Origin of the sequence: Pseudorhodoplanes sp., assembly GCF_050250235.1 — a bacterium.
Classification (GTDB): domain Bacteria; phylum Pseudomonadota; class Alphaproteobacteria; order Rhizobiales; family Xanthobacteraceae; genus Pseudorhodoplanes.
Genome location: NZ_JBFWPA010000003.1, coordinates 131,638 through 150,564 on the forward strand (window position 1 = coordinate 131,638; position 18,927 = coordinate 150,564).

The window sequence follows — 18,927 nt, forward strand, 5'->3', positions numbered from 1 at the left end:
CGATCACTATCGGATACAATAACCTTTTATGTCAAGCCGCAACAATTTTCATCCAAGAATTGAGATCGCGCACATGACAACCGGAATCGACTTGGCGTAAAAGAGCCGTGGAGGTGTTCATCAGGCCCTGCGCGGGCCTTTTGGGGTGGGGGCGTGGCAAGAGGATCAAAGCCGGCCAAACAGCGACATGTCGCGGTTATCGGCTACGGATTGCGCTTTCCCGGCGCGACGAACCGCAACACCTTCTGGCGGCTGTTGTCCGAGCGCCGCTGCGCGGTCGGAGCAATCCCGACGGATCGGTTCCCGCTCGACTCGGTCTATCATCCACGTGCCGGGTCCGATGTTCCCGGTCGCAGCTATACCTTCGCGGCCGGGCTGATCGACAACGTCTGGGATTTCGATCCGGGCGTGTTCGGCATCTCGCCGCGCGAAGCCGCGCAGATCGATCCGCAGCAGCGCCACCTGCTCGAAGTGACTTACGAGGCCATCGAGCACGCCAATCTGCGGCCGTCCCGCATCGCCGGCGAAAATATCGGCGTCTATGTCGGCGCATCGTCCTCGGATCACGCGACGCGCTTCATGTTCGACCCCGGCGCGGTCGACATGCACATGATGACCGGCAACACGCTGAGCCTGATATCGAACCGGTTGTCCTATGCGTTCGATCTGCATGGCCCGAGCTTTACCGTCGATACCGCGTGCTCCTCGTCGCTCGTGGCGATGCATGTCGCGCTCGAAGCCATCCGCGAAGGCAAGATCGACACCGCGATCGTCGGCGGCGTCAACATGCTGCTGGCGCCGTTTTCGTTCCTCGGCTTTTCGCGCGCCTCGATGCTGTCGCCGACCGGATTGTGCCGCGCCTTCGACGCGGCCGGCGACGGATATGTGCGCGGCGAGGGCGCAGTCGCGCTCGTGCTGCGCGCCGAAGATGCGGCGCGTCGCAACGGTGATCGCATTCATGCCATGGTGGTCGGGTCCGGCACCAACCAGGACGGCCGCACGGTCGGCCTGTCGCTGCCGTCCAGCGATGCGCAGGCGGCGTTGCTGCGCCAGGTCTACGACCAGAGCGGGGTCGCGGCCGACGAACTTGCTTTCATCGAGGCGCATGGGACCGGCACCAAGGTCGGAGATCCGGCGGAGGCACAGGCGCTCGGCCGCATGCTCGGACAGCACCGTTCTTCGCCGCTGCCGATCGGTTCGGTGAAGACCAATATCGGCCATCTCGAGCCGGCATCGGGGCTTGCGGGTGTCGTGAAGTCGATCATGGCGCTCGAGCGGGAAATGCTTCCGGCTTCGCTTCACTTCAACGAGCCCAACCCGGACATCCGTTTCGACGACCTCAATCTGCGCGTTGCGGCGCAACCGGTCGCGATTCCGCGCGGCCGCAAGCAGCGCTATGCCGGCATCAATTCATTCGGCTTCGGCGGTTCGAATGCGCACGTGGTGCTGCGCGAAGCGCCCGCCGCCGCGCCCGCGACCATTGGCACCCAGGCTCCGCTCATACTTTCCGCGCACGGAAGCGCGGCGCTGAAGGCGCTCGCCGCCGATTATTCCGCGCTGCTTCCGGAAGCCGATGCGGCAGCGATCGCCAACGCAGCCGCGCATGCGCGCGATCTGCTGTCCGAGCGCATGGTCGTGGCGCCGCCCCTCGCCGAAGGGCTGGCCCGGGGCGGCGCGGGCGTGTGGCAGGGGTCGGCGATCGGCAACGACCTCGATGTCGCCTTCGTGTTCTCGGGCAATGGCGCGCAATGGGCGGGCATGGGGCTTGCGGCCTTCAGCGGCGATGACGCGTTCCGCGAGGCCCTGGGACGTTTCGACCGGTGCTTCATGCGCCTGGCCGGCTGGTCGGTCGCGGATGCGCTGCATTCTCCCGAACTGGCGATCGACATCCGGCGCGCCAGCCGCGCGCAGCCGCTGCTGCTCGCCATGCAGGTCGCAATTGTCGAGGCGCTGCGGATGCGCGGGCTCAAACCCGCCGCCGCGATCGGGCACAGCGTCGGTGAAATCGCCGCGGCATGGTGCGCCGGCGCCCTCGATCTCGAAAGCGCGATCCGGGTCGTGCTGGCGCGCAGCCAGCGGCAGGAGATCACGCGCTATCGCGGTGCGATGGCGGCCGCCCTGGTATCGGCAAGCGACATGCAGGCCTTGCTCGACCACGGGTCGTTTCCCAGCCTCGAAATCGCGGCCATCAATTCCGGCCGCAGCGTCACGGTTGCGGGCCCGCGCGCGGCGATCGACGCCTTCCTGCGATTCTCCGAGCAGGAACGCTGGGGTGTCCGGCGCCTCGATCTCGACTATCCGTTCCATTGCGCGCTGGTGGACCCGATCGAACGGCAACTGATCGATGACCTGAAGGGTCTCGCTCCGCAGGCTTCGCGCATCCCGTTCGTCTCCACCGTCACCGGCGGGACCTTGCCGGGCGAGGCGCTCGACGAGCGCTATTGGTGGCGCAACGTCCGCGAGCCGGTCCAGTTTTCCGCCGGCGTCCGAACCATGATCGACCAGGGCATGCGTGTCGTGGTCGAGATCGGGCCCCATCCGGTTCTGGGCGGCTACATGCACGAGGCGCTCAGGACGTCCGGTACCCAGGGCGTGGTGATCCAGACGCTGTCCCGGGACCCGAATGCAGGAGCCGACGAGATACTGGCGAGCGCCGCGCGCACCCTGATCGCGGGCGGGCGGGTGGATATCGATCGGTTCGCTGGCCCCGCGCAGCGGCCGGCGGCCGAACTGCCCGCCTATGCCTGGCAACATCGCCGCTTCAAGATCGAGCGGACCGGCGAAGCGCTGTCGGCATTCGCCGGCGCCGCTCATCCGCTGCTCGGGCAGGCAACCCGCGCCGGCGCGGGCATGTGGTATGCGACCATCGACCCGCAACTGTTGTCCTGGCTCGGCGACCATCGCGTCGACAATGCCCCGGTTTTTCCCGCCGCGGGCTTTATCGAGGTCGCACTGGCCGCGGCGCGCGAAACATTCGGCGACGGACCGCTGGAGGTGCGCGATCTCGAAATCCTGCGGCCGCTGGTGTTCGACAGCGGCCGATCGTTCGAAGTCACGACGCGCCTGTCGGCGGAGACCAACACCCTTGAAATGCGTTCCGGGCCCAGACCCTCGGCGGATGGACCGGCGCTCAATGCCAAAGCGACGATCGCCGCAGCGCCGGTTGCGGGCGGCACCGAACGCTTCGCTCCGCTTGCCGAGTTGAGCCTCGATGCGGACGAGGTGTACGCGCAGGCGGAGCGCCGGGGTCTCTCCTACGGCCCGGCTTTCCGGCGCATCGAATCGATCGAGATCGTCGACGACCGCAACGCGCGGGCCGTGCTGAATTCGCAGTCGGGCAAACATGACGGATTCGTGCTCGATCCGACCGCGATTGACGCGGCATTTCATCTTCTGATCGCGCTTGCCGAATCCGATCCGTCGATCGACCCGTATGCGCTGCTGCTGCCGGTGCGAGCCGGTTCGCTCCGGGTCTACAGGCCCGGTGCGGTCGTCGCCTCGGCCTCGGTCCAGATCACCTCGTCCAATGCCCGCTCGCAGGTTGCCGATTTCCTGCTGTTCGATGAGGCGGGCGTGCCTGTTGCCGAGTTGCGGGAGGCCCGCTGCCGGATCGTCTCGCGCGCCGCAAGGGAGACACCGGACGACCTGGTCTATCGCACCGGGTTTGAATTTCTGCATCGTGCGTCCGAGCCATCGGCGCTTCCGGCTGTCTGCGTCGATGGTCCGGCGCGGACATTGTTTGAGGCCGTTCGAACCGCGGGTGATGCCGCGGAGCAGAAGGATGCGGCGCTGGTGCTCGATGCGGGGGCGCGCGTTGTCGCCTATGACGCGATCCTGGGCCTTGCCGGACGTGACAGCGAGCTTGCCATCGCCGACCTGGTTGCCGAAGGCAGGGTGGCGCTGTCTGCCTGGCCGCTGCTCAGCCAGATGTTTCTTGCGCTTTCCGACGCCGGCCTCGCACGCGAACAGGATGACGGCTGGGTGCTCCTGCCACGCGCGGAAGCGCCGAGCATTGCCGAACTGGTGGACGTGCTGGTGACGCGTTATCCGTCCTGGATCGCCGAGGCGACCTGCCTCGCCCGGCTGCCGGAACTCCTTCCCCGGCTGCTGCGCGACGGCCTCGATCAGGGCCTCGGCTTCAGCCCGGCCATCCTCGATCACCTCGAGCGCGGCTCGCCTGCGGCCGCGCGGCTGGTCGAGGTGGTGTACCAGGGCGCTGCCGAAATCCTGGAACGCTGGCCCGTGGACCGGCCGCTGCGCATTCTGGTGATCGGCGCTGCCAATCTGCCGCTGGCGGCCCGCGTCTGGGGCAGGGCACCGCGCGCGACCCTGGTCGTCACCGATCCGAAATCCGAATATCTCGACGCGGTGCGCCGCTCGCCGTTCACCGACGAGCGGCTTCGCATGACGCCCTGGGATCAGGCGATCGATTCCGGAAGCGCCTATGATCTGATCCTGTGTGCCGGATCTCTGAACCGGGTCGCAGCCGCGCCGGGACGGCTGGACCTGATGACGGGCACCCTGCGCTCCGGCGGTGCCTTAATTGCGGCGGAGCCTTTGCCTTCCCTGTTCGGCGATCTGGTTCATGGACAGATGGCGGGCTGGTGGGCACATTCGGTCAGCCCGGATTTCCCGACCGGGACCATCATGTCGGAGCGCGACTGGGTCCCGATGCTGCAGGAGGCCGGCCTCATCGACGAGACGGTACAGGCGATCGATGGCGGCGTCCTGATCAGTGCCAGCATCAAGAAGGATCGGATCCTTCCGGCCGCGGACGTGGTGTCGCGTTCGATGATCGTGGTTTGCGATGCCGATACCCAGGCCTTCGGTGATCTGCTGCAGCAGCGGTTGCAGCACGCGGCGCGCGTGGTGCCGTTTCACACCGTCGATGGCCGCACCCAGCGGCGGGTGCGGAAGATGGCATTGGCCGACGTTCCGGGGGAACTGCGCGGCGGTCATCCGGTCACGGACGTGGTCTTCGTTGCCAATCCGCGCAGCGCGCAAGACGGCGTTGATGCGCTGACGCGCCCGCTTGCAGCCTTGATCCAGCTCGCCACCGCTGCTCCACAGGAACGTCGCTTCAGCCTCTGGATCGTCTGTTCCGGTGCGCTCAGTGGCATGGTCGATGCGAAGGCGCCCAATCCGGTCCAGACCGGGCTGTGGATGGCGGCGCGGGTAATCCAGAACGAGCGCCCCGACCTCGATATCCGCTGCCTCGATCTCGATCCGCAGCTTGCGCTCGACGCGGCGGCCAGCCGCGCCGCAGAAGCGATTGCCCATCCAACGTCCGAAAAGGAACTGGCGCTCCGAGCAAACGGGGAGGCGGTGTTGCGCGTGACGCGCGGCGGACTTCTGGCCGATCGGACGGACGGCGATGTCGTTCAACTCTCGTTCGCACAGTCCGGACTGTTCGACAGCTTCACGTGGCGCCGGGCACAGCGCCCGGCATTGGCGCCCGATCAGGTCGAGATCATGGTCGCGGCAACCGGTCTCAATTTCCGGGATGTCATGTGGAGCCTGGGGCTTCTGCCTGACGAGGCGCTGGAATGCGGTTTCACCGGACCGTCGATCGGGATGGAATGCGCGGGCATCGTTTCCGCCGTCGGCGCGGAGGTGCGGAACTTGCGCGAGGGCGACCGGGTGGTCGCATTCACCGCGGGGGGATTTGCCAGTCACGTTGTCGTGGATGCCCGTATGGCGGCGCCGATTGCCGACGACATGTCGCTGGAGGCGGCGGCGACGCTGCCGGTCGCGTTCCTGACCGCCTGGTATGCGCTGGTGCATCTGGCGCGACTTGAGGCGGGTGAAACCGTCCTGATCCATGGCGGCGCCGGCGGCGTCGGGCTCGCCGCCTTGCAGATCGCCAAGCTTCGCGGCGCGAAGGTGATCGCGACTGCGGGTTCGGTGGATCGCCGGACCCTGCTGCAGCATCTGGGCGCCGATCACGTCTTCGATTCGCGCAGTCTGTCCTTCGTGGACGAGGTCCGGCGTTGCTGCGGTGGAGTGGACGTGGTTCTGAATTCACTTGCCGGCGAGGCGATGGAGCGTTCCATCGATTGCCTCAAGCCGTTCGGCCGCTTCCTCGAACTGGGAAAGCGCGACTATTACCAGAACCGGCATCTCGGCCTGCGTCCGTTCCGCAACAACCTGTCTTATTTCGGTGTCGATGCCGATCAGCTGCTGCTGGGTCATCGGGCGCTGACCGAGCGCATCTTCGCAGAACTGATGGCATTGTTCGAGGCCGGACAATTGCTGCCATTGCCCCACCGCGTATTCGAAGCGGAGAATGCCTCGGAGGCATTCCGCCTGATGCAGCGCTCCGGCCATATCGGCAAGATCCTGATCCGGCCGCCGCGGATGCGCGCGCCCGTGCATCCGAAGACTGCGTTCTCGGTCGATCCGCGCGCTCAATATCTCATCGTGGGCGGGCTCGGCGGTTTCGGCTTTGCAACCGCGCAATGGCTGGTTTCGAAGGGAGCCCGTCACCTGGCGCTGCTGAGCCGCTCGGGACGGCCGCTGCCGGAATGCGCCGGCGAGATCGCCGCGCTCAAGGCGAATGGCGTGACGGTCGATGTGGTGGCGGTAGATGTTGCCGACGCGGAGGCACTGGAGCGTTATTTCTGGACCCTCGATGGCGGTCCGCCGCTGAAGGGCGTGTTCCATGCGGCGATGGTGCTGGACGACGGATTCGCCGCCGATCTCGATCGCGACCGGATCGAGACCGTGCTTCGGCCGAAGGTCGCAGGCGCCGCCAATCTCGACCGGCTGACACGCCGGTTCGACCTCGATTGCTTCGTGCTGTTCTCCTCTGTCGCGGGAATGATCGGCAATGTCGGGCAGACGAGCTACGTCGCCGCCAACGGCTATCTCGAAGGGCTCGCGCGGCGTCGTCGCGCCGAAGGGCTGCCCGCTCTTGCCGTCGGCTTCGGTGCCATCGGCGATGTCGGTTACCTCGCGCGCAATGCGCAGGCCAGTGCGGCCCTGTCGCAGCGCCTCGGCCGGTCCACGCTCACCGCGGCAGAGGCGCTCGCGGGCCTCGATAGCCTGTTGGAGGGCGACCCGCACAACGTCGATACCGCAGCGGTCGTCTATTCCCGGGTGGATTGGGCGCTGGCACGCAAGGAACTGAAGGTCGTCGAGTCGCCGCTGTTCGGTCAGTTGCAGCTTGACGAGCTTGCGGGCGACGGATCGTCGCTGGTTGCGGCGGAGCTGTTGCAGCAGCTGCGCGATCTGCCTGATCTCGAGGTGCAGGCCAAACTCGCCGATCTGATCTCGGAGAGCATCGTGCGCACGCTCCGCCTGCCGGCCGGCGAGGTCGATCGCAACCGGCCGCTATCCGAGTTCGGCATGGACTCGCTGATGATGCTGGAACTGCGCATGGCGGTGGAGGAGCAGATGGGCATCGAGATACCGCTGATGTCGCTGACCTCGAGCCTCACGATCGCCGAGATCAGCAAGCGTCTGACCGCAATTCTGCGCAGCCAGGACAAGGCCCTGATGTCGGGTCAGATGTCGGTGCTGGCGCAGGAACATGTTGAGATTCCCGAAACATTGTCCGATGCTGACGTCGCGGCGACAGCGGCTGCTGTTGCGCGTCGTGCCAAGTCGGTGGATCGCATTCTATGAGCGACTCCAAACGCGCGGCTGCGGATCGGTTGCTGAGCAGACTGCGGTCCTCGGCCAATGTTTCCGTGGACAAGCCGGAAAAGCCGCGCCGCAACCGCCCGCAGGCGGTCGGCCGCCGGGTAGCGGATTTTTCCGCGCTGCCGGAATACCAGGCGCTGCGGGTGCAGCGTGCCACCGCCGATATGCTGAAAATCGACGTTCCGTTTTTCCGCATGCACGACGGTCGTGCCGCCGATACCACGATCATCGACGGGCACACCGTGGTGAATTTCTCGACCTACGATTATCTGGCGCTGAACGGCCACCCCCGCGTGGTGGCCGAGGCCAAGGCTGCCATCGACCGTTATGGCACCTCGGTCGGTGCCAGCCGGCCCACCGCGGGCGAACGTCCGGTCTATCGCGAGCTTGAGGCGGCGCTGGCCAAATTCCACGGTGTCGAGGATGCGCTCTCCTTCGTCAGCGGCCACGCCACCAATGTTTCCGTCATCGGCGCGCTGCTGACGGCCAAGGACGTGATCTTTGCCGACGCGCTTGCGCATAACAGCCTGATCGAGGGCGCCAGGCTCTCCGGGGCCTCCTGTCTGATCTTCCCGCACAATGACGTCGACGCCCTGGAAGCGCTGATCCGTGAACATCGCCCGCGATTCCGCCGCGCGATGATTGCGATCGAGGGCCTCTACAGCATGGATGGCGACGCCCCCGACATGGAACGGCTGATCGCCCTGAAGCGGCGCTACGACGCCTGGCTGATGGTCGATGAAGCGCATTCCAGCGGTGTGCTTGGCGAGCGCGGCAGGGGCATTGCCGAGGAACAGGGAATCGACCCCGGCGAGGTCGAGATCTGGATGGGGACCCTGAGCAAGGCGTTCGCCTCGACCGGCGGCTATATTGCCGGCAGCCGGGCGCTGATCGAGTTCCTCAAGACCCATTGCTCCGGATTCGTCTACAGCGTCGGCATGCCGCCGGTGATGGCGGCGTCCGCGCTGGCGGCGCTGCAGATCATCGATCAGGAACCGGCACGCGTGGCGGCTTTGCGCGCCAATGGCTCGCTGTTCCTGCAGCGCGCGCGCGCGGCCGGGCTGGATGTCGGGCCGAGCATCGGGGCTTCGATCGTGCCGGTGATCGTGGGCGATACGCTGACGACGGTGGTATTGTCGAACCGGCTTCTGAGCCATGGCCTCTATGTGACGCCGATCATCTTTCCGGCGGTGGGCGAGAAGCAGGGCCGGCTGCGATTCTTCATCACCGCGCGCCATACCGCGGCGCAGATCGAGGCGGCCGTGGAATTGACCGCGGGCGAGTTGTCGCGGCTGCGCAAGGAACCGCCGCTATTCACCAATCTGGCCCAGGCTGGCGGTTGAACGCTTCGGCCTTGCCACAGGGACCGATCCGGCCTTTGCTGTCCGCAAGCATGCGCTCGCCCCGCCCGCACGCAATTCCTGTCCTGCCGGCCTTGAACCATTGCATGGGCCTGGCCCCGCCGCGAAATCACGCCTGTGTCGGCATTTCGTCTCGCCGCGCCACCGGACGCGGCCGTATCGGGACGCCGCAGAGCTAGCATGGCGGTTCTTGTCGACATCTCGCGTCTGATCGAGACGCTGCATCTGCGGACGCCGACCGGCATCGATCGGGTCGAGATGGCCTATGCGCAACATTTCCTTCGGGCTGCAGAGAAGGAAGATGTTCGTTTCGTCGTGACCTGGCCGGCGTTTTCCGGAGTCCTCGATGCGCGATATGCCGGGCCTCTGATCGAAGAGGCATCATCCCACTGGCTGGCCGGTCAGGCCGACCCCGCTCAGGATCGAACCCTGCAGGCGCTCAGCCAGGTGCTGCACGACGAACCCGCGCCAACGGCGAAGGCGCCGATCCATGTCGGCCCGTTGCAGCAGCGCAAGGACCTTCCGCACCGCGCCAGGCGGGCGGCGACATGGGCTCGCTCGGCGCTTCGCCCGCTGGCGGGCCGGCTGCTGTCGGAGCTTCGCGACAGCGGTTGCTGGTACATTCACGTGTCGCAGTTCCGGTTGCACAGAGCCTTGCGTTTCGCCTGGATGAATGCCGCGCGTGCACGCGGCCTGTTCATGCTGCACGATCTCATCCCGGTCCTGCATCCCGAATATTGCCGTCCGGGAGAGGCGGATCGCCGACAGAGCGGGGTCGACACCATGGTCGCCCGCGCCTCGGTGATCGTGGCGAATTCCGAATATACGCGCCGCTCCCTGCTCGGTCACTTCGGCGAGCAGAACGTGCCGCGCTGCGAGGTCATTGCGCTTGGCGTCGCTTCGGCATTCGAGACCTGCCGGCATATCGCGCCGGTCGAGGCGCGGGTTCCCTATTTCGTGGTGGTCGGCACCATCGAGCCGCGCAAGAATCTCGAGTTTCTTTTGACGCTGTGGCGGCGATGGACCGACAACGGCAATACGCTGCGCGCACGGCTTGTCGTGGTCGGGAATCGCGGCTGGGAAATCGAGAATGTCTCGAACATGCTGGATCGCAGCGTCAGCCTTGCACCCACCGTGATCGAGGCCCACGCCCTCGGCGATACCGGAATGATCGCTCTGCTGCGCGGCGCCGCGGCGTTGATCGCACCGTCCTGGGTCGAGGGATTCGGGCTTCCGGTCGCCGAAGCGCTGGCGCTCGGAACCCCCGTGCTGGCCTCCGATATCGAGGCGCATCGGGAGGTCGGCGGCGCCTTCGCCGAATATATCAGTCCGGTGGATGGACCGGGCTGGGTGCAGGCGCTTGAGGATTATGCGTCGCCGCATTCCGAGCGCCGGCTCTCGCGGATCGCGCTGTTGCGGAATTATCGGCCTCCGACCTGGCAGGCTCATATGGCGCGGGTCGAGGATTTGCTGCGCGAGCGATAGACGCCGGAGCTGCACGGGATCGCGCTGCCGCCGCAATTCGTGTTTTGCGAAAATCAGTCACGCGGTGGCAGCCAGGGCAGCCCGTTTTCGAGGCGCTCGACGGTCGCCGCCACCGCCATGTCGAGCCCCTCCTGGGTATAATAGCCGCCGCGGATATGAATGGCGCCGGCGAGCAGGCGGAGAAAGTCGTCGGTGAGGGCGCGGTCGGGCGGCGTGGGATTTGCCCAGAACGCATCGAGCGATCCCTGAAAGACAAGACCCGGGACGTCGAACACGGCGCCGCCGAGTACCTTCAGCGGCCGCCCTTCGCGGATGGTCTCGATGCCGACGGTGCTGTTGACGGTGACGCATCCGGCCGACGAGCGCAGCATGGCGAGCAGGTCGCCGCCGTCGACGAAATACACGCGGTCGCCGACGCCCAGCTTCGACGCAAACCTCTCGATCATCCGCCGCCACGGAGTCAGTCCGGGGTCCAGCGGGTGCAGCTTGACGACGAGCCTGGCATTGCGCGGCGCATGGGCGGCAAACGAGGCGATAACCTCGCGCGCCGCCGTTTCCATGTCCGGATAGGGAGAATGCGCGCGAATCTGGAAATCCGTCGAAAGCTGCAACGGCAGGATGAACAGGGGATCCGTGCAGGTCCGGATCGCTTCGAGTGCCCTGGCGGTGCGGCGCCGCTCGATCGGAGCCAGCGCCAGCCTGCGGATCCAGGAGAGATAGACGAGCACCGGATGATCGATAGCGTGCCGGTGGTAATGCGGATACAGCGCACCGAATGCATAGGCCCCGAGCGTGTAGACGATGTCCAGCGTCGAGAAATACCAGAACGAAGGTGGCTTGAGCTTTACGGTGAAATCCGGCACCGGGTATTGTTTCGCGAGTGTGCGGATGGTTTCGGGGTCGCGCGGCATGCGCGAATGGGTGCTCATGCCGTCGCGTTCGAGGACGAGCCAGTCGGGACGCAGATAGCCAAGCTCGGCGCAGACGATCTCGGCGCCGCGCTTGCGTGCCTCGGCAATGGCGATGCGGTGATAGGCCCGCATGTCGCCGAGCAGGATGAGGTGAGTGATCGGATCGTCGTCGAGAACTCGCGCGATATAATCCGGCCAGTTCGCGAGTTTCCCGCGATAGTTCTTCGCGGGCATGCCGCGCCAGAACAGCTTGTCGCCGAAATGCAGGTTGACGCGCGACACGCGATGGCCGCGCGCAATCAGACGGCGGCCGACCTGCTCCATGTAATACGAGCACGGCCCCTGCAGGAACAGCACATGCAGGCTCGGTGTGTTCGCCGGATTGCTGGCGCTGGAGTCATTGGACATGCGCTGAAAGGAAGGTGGCTCGCATTGGACAGGAGGGGGCTCGCATCCTGCAAAGTGGCAAGCACGCAGCATTGCATAAGTCAATATCCTGTGGCCCTATCGTTCAGGCCGGTTGCGCCCGGAGCCGACCGGAAAGAGGGGACCTTCGCTTGCTGTCGTCCGGGACGTTCATGGCCTATCTGGTGCTGGCGCTCTTGATCGATGCCCGAGCCCTGCCCAGAAGCGACCTGCTCCGCCGGCCGGCATGGGCCTATGCGGTGTCGCTGTTCGCGCTGACGCTGCTGTTCGCAGTCTGGTTTGCTCCGTCCGGCCGTCCGGCCTTTGCCGCGATCTCCGCGCTGATCACGCTTGCAATTGTCGTGCATATTTCAAACCTGAAATATCGCGACGTGCTGGAGCCGGTCAATTTCATGGACTTCACCCTGACGCCGCAGATTTGGCGGCACCCGCGGCTCTATCGCGCGGAATTCCTGCGGCATTGGGTGTTCTGGGTCGGCGTCCTGCTTCTGCTCGGCGTGATCGCTCTGTGGTTCGCATGGATTGAGATTTCAGTGTTGCGGCATCCGGACCGCTGGACGCCGCTCATCGCCATGTCGCTTGCCACCGCGATCATGGTCTATCTGGTGTTCGCCGGCCCGCTGCCCGAAACGATCGTGTCTGCGATCCACGCCCGCCTGATGCCGCCCGATCCGGCGCGTGACGTGTCGGTGCTGGGATTTGCCGGGGCGACGCTCGCGGGGGTCATCGCCTGGCGCAGGCATGCTGAGGTCTCGCGTTCCTGGCCCGTGATGCCGCCCGCGAACGAGCAACCCTCGCCGCTGGTGATTGTCGTGCAGGCGGAGTCATTCGTCGACCTGGCCCGCATCGGGTTGCGCGATGTTTCGCTGCCCGGACTGGCCGAGGCACGCGCCAAGTCGGCGCTGCACGGGCCGCTGACCGTTCCGGTACAGGGTGCCTGGACCTTGCGCTGCGAATATTCTTTCCTCACCGGGCTTCCGTTGCAGGTCTTCGGGATGGATGCGCTGCATCCCTATTGGCGGCTGCGTCATCCGCCGCGAACCATCGCTCATCATCTGCGCGACCACGGCTTTCGCACGGCTTTCGTGCATCCCTTCGACATCGCCTTCTTCAACCGCGAAACCGCGATGCCAAAGCTCGGATTCCAACGGCTGATCGGTGAGGAGGCGTTCGCGGACACCGCGCGCGAGGGTTATTACGTGCCCGATCTCGCGGTCGCAGATCGTGTGCTGGAACTGGTCGCCTCGGAACACGCCCCATTGTTCTGCATGGCCGCGACCATGGAGAATCACAATCCCTGGGGAAGGGGCCGGATCGCCGGTATCGATGACCCGGTGGACCAATATGTCTACCATCTGCGCAACACCGATCGCATGATTGCCCGGCTGATCGCCGGCATCGAGGCGCAGCCCCGGCCAGCCGTGTTTGCCTTCTACGGCGACCATGTTCCGACCCTGCACGAACTGGCGGAACCCTTCCCCGACACCCGCACCGACTATGTCGTCATGGGATGGCGTGACGGAACCTGGCTGCCGGGAGGAAAGACGGGCGATCTGTCGCTCGGGCAGCTGGCAGGCACGATCCTGGATGTGCTCCAGCAGGTTCGCGCCGGAACGGTGGAACGGCAGCCTGCGGGCGCGTAGAATGGATTCATGACGCTGTTCGACCGGATTGGCTCTCTGACGCCCGACGTGCTCTTGCGCGCGCTGCAGCCCGGCGCCGGATGGGCGGAGTTTGCCGCCCTCTATCTGGCCGTCGTGCTCGGCGTCGTCCTGACCGGTATTCTGACCGGCCTGTTCTTCGAGATCTTGAACGCACGCCACCCCGAGCGGCGGGTTCAGAAGGACCGGGACAACCCGCACAAATGGCGCGAACTGGTGCATGCGCCGGGCTCGGTCCTGTCGCTGTCGCTATGCGTCGCCGCGGGCATTTTCGCGCAGACCCAGGGATGGGCGCTGACGCCGCTGCCGCTGAACTGGTGGACCGGTCCGCTGACGCTTGTGGTATCGATCCTGCTCTACGACACCTGGTTCTACTGGGTTCACCGCCTGTTTCACACCAAGGCGCTTTATCCTTTCCACGCGCGCCATCACAAGAGCATCGCCCCTACCGTGTGGTCGGTGCATCACGAGACGCTGCTCGATTCAATTCTGCACCAGCTCTATTTCGCGCTGGTGGTGTTTGTGTTTCCGATCCCCTGGCCGATGCTGGCGCTCCACAAGATCTATGATCAGGTCACCGGCATGGTCGGCCATGCCGGCTTCGAGCATTTCGCCTCACCGCTGGGGCGCACGCCCTGGCCGCTGTCGAGTACGGTGTTTCACGATCAGCATCACAGCCATTTCCGCTACAACTACGCGCACACCTTCTCGTTCTGGGACCGCGTCATGGGAACGCTGCACCCGCAATATGATGCGACGGTCGAGCGGTTCGAGAACCGCGCGGACCTCGACAACCAGAAGGTCGCCGCGAAGGAGTAGCGCTCAGTCGGGCTTGCGCGCGAAAAGCTGCAGGCCGGCGCCTTCGTCTCGTGCGTTTTTCGGCGGACCGAAGGCCTTGTCGGCCGCGATTCCAAGCGCCATCCCGATCATGCTGCTGATATGGATCGGCCATGAATGCCGGAAATAGACGTCGCTCGACTTGATCAGGGTGAAGCGATCGACCCAATACATTTTCGACGAGACGTCGCACCAGGGTGGCGCAACGATCTTTTCCGTTTCGAGGCCGGCCTGCGACGCGACCGCGCGCAAGGCCGGATCGGTCCACCAGGTCAGATGGTGCGGCGGCGCGTTGAGGACGAAATTCGGAATGCGCGTCAGGGCCGAGGGAACATGCGGCACGCTGACAATGACGCGGCCGCCGGGCCGGACCGCGCGGGCGAGGTTGCGCACCATCAGCGCCGGATCGGGAACATGCTCGATCACTTCGAAGGCGCAGGCGACGTCGTACTGACCTTCCATGGTTTCGAGATGCTGTTCGAGTGTTTCCTTGCACGCCCAGTCCGCTTCGCCGCCAAAGTTCGGATCGAGACCGAGATAGCGGGCATGCGGAATCAGAGTGCGAAGCCCGCCATAGCCGCAGCCGACATCGAGCACGCGTTCGCCGTCGCCGATCTCGCTTGCCGCCACCCGGAATGCGCCGCGGATGGAATGCTCCGGATAATGACCGCGGCGGCGCATGCCGTCGTAGAACGACTTGTAAAATCCGGTGTCGCCTGCGAGCGGCGGGCTGAAATAGTGAAGCCCGGTCGGCGATTCCCACAGGTCGAAGCGCTCCACGCCCGCGAAATCCGACGTGACGTCGACCTTGAATATGATGCGCCAGAGGTCCTTGAGCAGCGTCGGACTGATGCGCTGCACGTGGCGAACCGGTGGTGCGCCGGTGATCGGGCAGGGGGGTGGGGACACGTTGGACATGAAACTTTTCGGCTCCCGGGATCGGAATCGCGCAGGTCGGGCGGCCTGTGAGGGACGACCCTATGACGGATGCACGTCGATGCGAAGCACCCTTCCCCTCGGGTCGACACGGTAGGTGCGCCCGCCCCAGGTGATCGAGTAGCTGAACAGGGTCGACCAGACGACGGCGGCGTGGAAGCCGAGGCTCACCGGGGTTGCGAAGCGGTCGATGAGAGCCATGCGTCGCGGCATTTCCTCGTTCCAGAGGATGCGCGAGACGCGCAGCCGCAGGCTCGCGCGCACCTGGTCGAGCGCATTGGCGACGAGGATGGCGGCGATGGCAAAGCCGTTCCCCGCAAGCGCATAGGGGAGGGCGACCGCCCAGCCGATCAGCGGGATCGTGGTGCCTGCGGCGCCAACCAGCCAGAGCCAGGTCGCGAACCAGCGTGCGAGCAGATATTGCCGGCGCCCGAAGGCGAAAGCGGTGGACCAGTCCCAGGCGATCGGTGACGGTACCAGCAGGCTCTGTGGCGAGGTGATGTATCCGCCCAGCGCCTTGACCGCCTGGGTGAAAGGAACGTCGTCCAGGACGAGATTCTTCCAATGGTTCGGCAGATCGAGCGCATCGAGGGTGTCGCGGCGCAATGCGGTCGATCCGCCCCAGGCGGTGTCCCAGTATCGCCAGCGCGGCACGGTGGCAACCGACGCATTGGCGACGCAGACGACCGCGCTCGACCAGGCATCGTCCGACGGCGTCATCCAGCGATAGCCCGAGACCGCATAGATCTCCCGGTTCTTCAGCGGAACGACCAGCCGCTGAATCCAGTCCGGTTTCGGAATGATGTCGGCGTCGGCAAAGACGATGACATCGTCCTCCGGGCGCAGGGTATCGAGCGCCGCGAGCAGGTTATGGACCTTTTGCGCCCGTGCGGCTGTCGGGCCCGATGCGATCAACTCGACGGGCGGACCATTCTTGAACGACAGCACGGCCGCCGCCGCCGGATCCTCCAGGTCTTCGACCGCGAAAATTACCCGCGTCGGCGGCAGGTTCTGGGCGCGGATCGCATCCCACAATGCGAAGAAATTCGGCGGCACATGCCGCACCGGAATGATCAGGACGATGTTGTCCGGCCGCCAGTCGATCCTAGGAGGCGGCTTCAGCGTCGAGATGCAATCGTAGACGCCGTAACAGGCGACCGCGGCGAGAAAGACCCAGAGAGCGAGCGGCAGGAGATAGAGGTATTCCATCGGATTCACGGACGCGGGTGCACGGTCATGGGAATGCCGCCGTCGGGACGCAACGTCAGCCGCGCGACCGGGCGGACCTCGTAGCCCGGCCTGAGCGTCAGGCGGATTTTCTGCGCGATGGTGGCGATGCAGAGGATCGCTTCGATGGTCCCGAACGCCATGCCGGAGCAGATGCGCGGGCCGATGCTGAAGGGGATATAGGCGAATTTCGAAGGCGGCGGACTGCCGGGCATGAAGCGATCGGGAACGAAATGGTCGGGCCGGTCCCAGAATTTGGGCTGGCGATGGAGCAGCCAGGGTACCACGAAGATCAGCGACCCCTTCGGGATCGTGCGGTCGCGGAAGGTTTCCTCGCGCACCGCTTCCCGCGACAGGAACGGAAGCGGCGGATACAGCCGCAGCGTCTCGTCGATGACGGCGCGCGTGTAGACGAGTTTCGGCGCATCCTCGAAGGCCGGCAGGCGGCCCGCCAGGACCTCGTCGATCTCGGCATGCAGTCTGGCTTCGACCTCGGGCACCTGCGAGACCAGGTACCAGGTCCAGGTCATGCCGTTGGCGCTGGATTCGAGGCCAGCAAGAAACACCACCGCGATTTCGTTGCGCAGCGCTTCGGCGCCGAGCGGCTCGCCGGTATCGGCATCGCGCGCATGGAGCAGGCGTCCCAGCACCGAGGTCTCGTCGCCGTCGCGATGGTCCGCGATCAGGCGGTCGAGGACGGCGTGAATGCGCGCCACCGCGTCACGCAAAGCGCGTGAACGCGGCCGCGGAAACCAGTCCGGCAGCCCGATCAGCGAGGCAAGATCGACCTGCTCGATCAGATTCTGGTAGTCCGAGAAGCTTTCGGTCACCTCCCGCGCGTCGGCGCGGGGCAGGCTGCTGCCGAACACGGTGCGGCAGATGATGTCGGCGGTCAGCGTGCCCATCTCGCGATGCACGTCGATTTCCGTTCCCGGCGGCAGCGCCAGCCAGCGATCGCGGGTCTCGACCGCGGCCTGCACCATCACGCCCGAAAAATCCGCCAGTCGCGATGCGTGGATGATCGGGGCGACCAGCCTTCGGCGGAAGCGCCAGGTCGGGCCGTCGCTGATGATGGTGCCATCGCCCACCAGCGGCGCCAGCGCATGCCGCTGCTGCGGGCTCTTGCGTTCGAAACTGTCATTGTGCGTACTGAATGCGAAGCGGACCGCATCCGGGCAATTGCACAGGAAGGTCTGCCGCGTCAGCAGCCGGCCTGACGCGAATTCGTACTCGAAATCCTTCTCCTCCCACATGCCGATGAGGCTCCGGCGCGCCAGGAGAAGGCGCTTCCAGACCGGCAGCTTCGTTGTGAAGCGCGGCGGGTAGGGCGGGATGAAATCGGTCAAATGCCGCTCGGGGCTGTTGCGGACCCAGCCAATCTAGAGGTCTGGCCGAACCTTGTCATGGTAGCGGATCAGGCCCGCGCAGAACTCTCTTCGAGCAAGGCGGCACTGCCTTGCTCGACGAGCAGTTGTTCAAAATAAGCGATGGTCCGGGACAGGCCGGTGCGCAGATCGGTACTCGGCGCCCAGCCGAGCAGGCGTTGCGCGGCCGAAATGTCCGGCCGCCGCCGCCGCGGGTCGTCTTCCGGCAGCGGCCGGATGATGATGCGCGACTTCGAACGCGCCAGATCGCGGATCGCGGTCGCAAGCTCGCCGATCGCGATCTCCTCCGGACTGCCGATATTCAGCGGCCCGGTCACCTCGGCGGAGCTATCCATCAGGCGGATCAGCCCGTCGATCAGATCGTCCACGTAACAGAACGAGCGGGTCTGGCTGCCGTCGCCGAAAATCGTGATGTCGCGGCCGAGCAGGGCCTGCACGATGAAATTGGAAACCACCCGGCCGTCGTTCGGATGCATGCGCGGCCCGTAGGTATTGAAGATCCGGGCGACCTTGATCTCCATGCGATGCTGGCGCCAATAGTCGAAGAACAGCGTTTCGGCGCAGCGCTTGCCCTCGTCGTAGCAGGAGCGCGCACCGATCGGATTGACGTTGCCCCAATGCTCTTCCTTCTGCGGGTGGAACAGCGGGTCGCCATAAACCTCCGAAGTGGATGCCTGCAGGATGCGCGCCTTGGTGCGCTTGGCGAGCCCCAGCATGTTGATCGCGCCATGCACGCTGGTCTTGGTGGTCTGGACCGGATCGCGCTGATAGTGAATCGGAGACGCCGGGCAGGCAAGATTGTAGATCTGGTCGACCTCGACATAGAGCGGGAATGTCACGTCGTGGCGCACCAGTTCGAAGCCGGGATGCTGCAGGAGCGGCTGGATGTTGCGTCTCGACCCGGTAAAGAAATTGTCCGCACACAGCACCGATGTTCTGCCGCCGAGCAGCCGTTCGCACAGATGCGAGCCCAGGAAGCCCGCGCCACCGGTCACCAGAATCCGCTTTTCAAGATGCACTGACATCCCCCATCGGTCGTCACACTGTACCGGGG

Annotated in this window: 10 protein-coding genes; 5 read left to right on the forward strand and 5 right to left on the reverse strand. The window is 65.5% G+C overall.

What is annotated here, in order from left to right; translation table 11 throughout:
- Positions 1–153 precede the first annotated feature (153 nt).
- The 3 genes from AB7F49_RS02845 to AB7F49_RS02855 all read left to right on the forward strand — a co-directional run bounded on the left by AB7F49_RS02845 (position 154) and on the right by AB7F49_RS02855 (position 10,490).
- Complete coding sequence (locus tag AB7F49_RS02845; RefSeq protein ID WP_428520105.1) at positions 154–7,626, forward strand: SDR family NAD(P)-dependent oxidoreductase; 7,473 nt, start codon at positions 154–156, stop codon at positions 7,624–7,626.
- Positions 7,623–8,987, forward strand: coding sequence for an aminotransferase class I/II-fold pyridoxal phosphate-dependent enzyme (locus AB7F49_RS02850; RefSeq protein ID WP_428520107.1), 1,365 nt, complete (start codon positions 7,623–7,625; stop codon positions 8,985–8,987). The genes AB7F49_RS02845 and AB7F49_RS02850 overlap by 4 nt, the downstream gene beginning before the upstream one ends.
- 198 nt (positions 8,988–9,185) lie before the next feature.
- Entirely contained in the window at positions 9,186–10,490 is a 1,305-nt protein-coding gene (locus AB7F49_RS02855) for a glycosyltransferase family 4 protein (protein ID WP_428520109.1), read from the forward strand.
- 53 nt (positions 10,491–10,543) lie between these two features.
- Here AB7F49_RS02855 and AB7F49_RS02860 read toward each other — a convergent pair whose 3' ends face one another.
- Positions 10,544–11,809: a capsule biosynthesis protein gene (locus AB7F49_RS02860; RefSeq protein WP_428520111.1), complete on the reverse strand. Its 1,266-nt coding sequence runs from the start codon at positions 11,807–11,809 to the stop codon at positions 10,544–10,546.
- A 149-nt stretch (positions 11,810–11,958) separates the two neighbouring features.
- On the opposite strand from AB7F49_RS02860, the gene AB7F49_RS02865 reads away from it, so the two are divergent.
- Both AB7F49_RS02865 and AB7F49_RS02870 read left to right on the forward strand, forming a co-directional pair.
- Positions 11,959–13,470, forward strand: coding sequence for an LTA synthase family protein (locus tag AB7F49_RS02865; RefSeq protein ID WP_428520113.1), 1,512 nt, complete (start codon positions 11,959–11,961; stop codon positions 13,468–13,470).
- 9 nt (positions 13,471–13,479) lie between these two features.
- On the forward strand, positions 13,480–14,307 hold the full coding sequence (locus tag AB7F49_RS02870; RefSeq protein WP_428520115.1) for a sterol desaturase family protein: 828 nt from the start codon (positions 13,480–13,482) through the stop codon (positions 14,305–14,307).
- A 3-nt stretch (positions 14,308–14,310) separates the two neighbouring features.
- Here AB7F49_RS02870 and AB7F49_RS02875 read toward each other — a convergent pair whose 3' ends face one another.
- The 4 genes from AB7F49_RS02875 to AB7F49_RS02890 form a co-directional block, all read right to left on the reverse strand.
- Complete coding sequence (locus AB7F49_RS02875; RefSeq protein ID WP_428520117.1) at positions 14,311–15,243, reverse strand: class I SAM-dependent methyltransferase; 933 nt, start codon at positions 15,241–15,243, stop codon at positions 14,311–14,313.
- 60 nt (positions 15,244–15,303) lie between these two features.
- Positions 15,304–16,470, reverse strand: a complete 1,167-nt coding sequence (locus AB7F49_RS02880) for a glycosyltransferase (RefSeq protein WP_428520119.1) — start codon at positions 16,468–16,470, stop codon at positions 15,304–15,306.
- Positions 16,471–16,475: 5 nt separating this feature from the next.
- The gene (locus AB7F49_RS02885) at positions 16,476–17,834 is read right to left on the reverse strand and encodes a cytochrome P450 (protein WP_428520121.1); all 1,359 of its coding nucleotides are present in this window, start codon (positions 17,832–17,834) and stop codon (positions 16,476–16,478) included.
- Positions 17,835–17,902: 68 nt separating this feature from the next.
- Positions 17,903–18,898, reverse strand: coding sequence for a UDP-glucuronic acid decarboxylase family protein (locus tag AB7F49_RS02890; protein ID WP_428520123.1), 996 nt, complete (start codon positions 18,896–18,898; stop codon positions 17,903–17,905).
- Between the last annotated feature and the right edge of the window lie 29 nt (positions 18,899–18,927).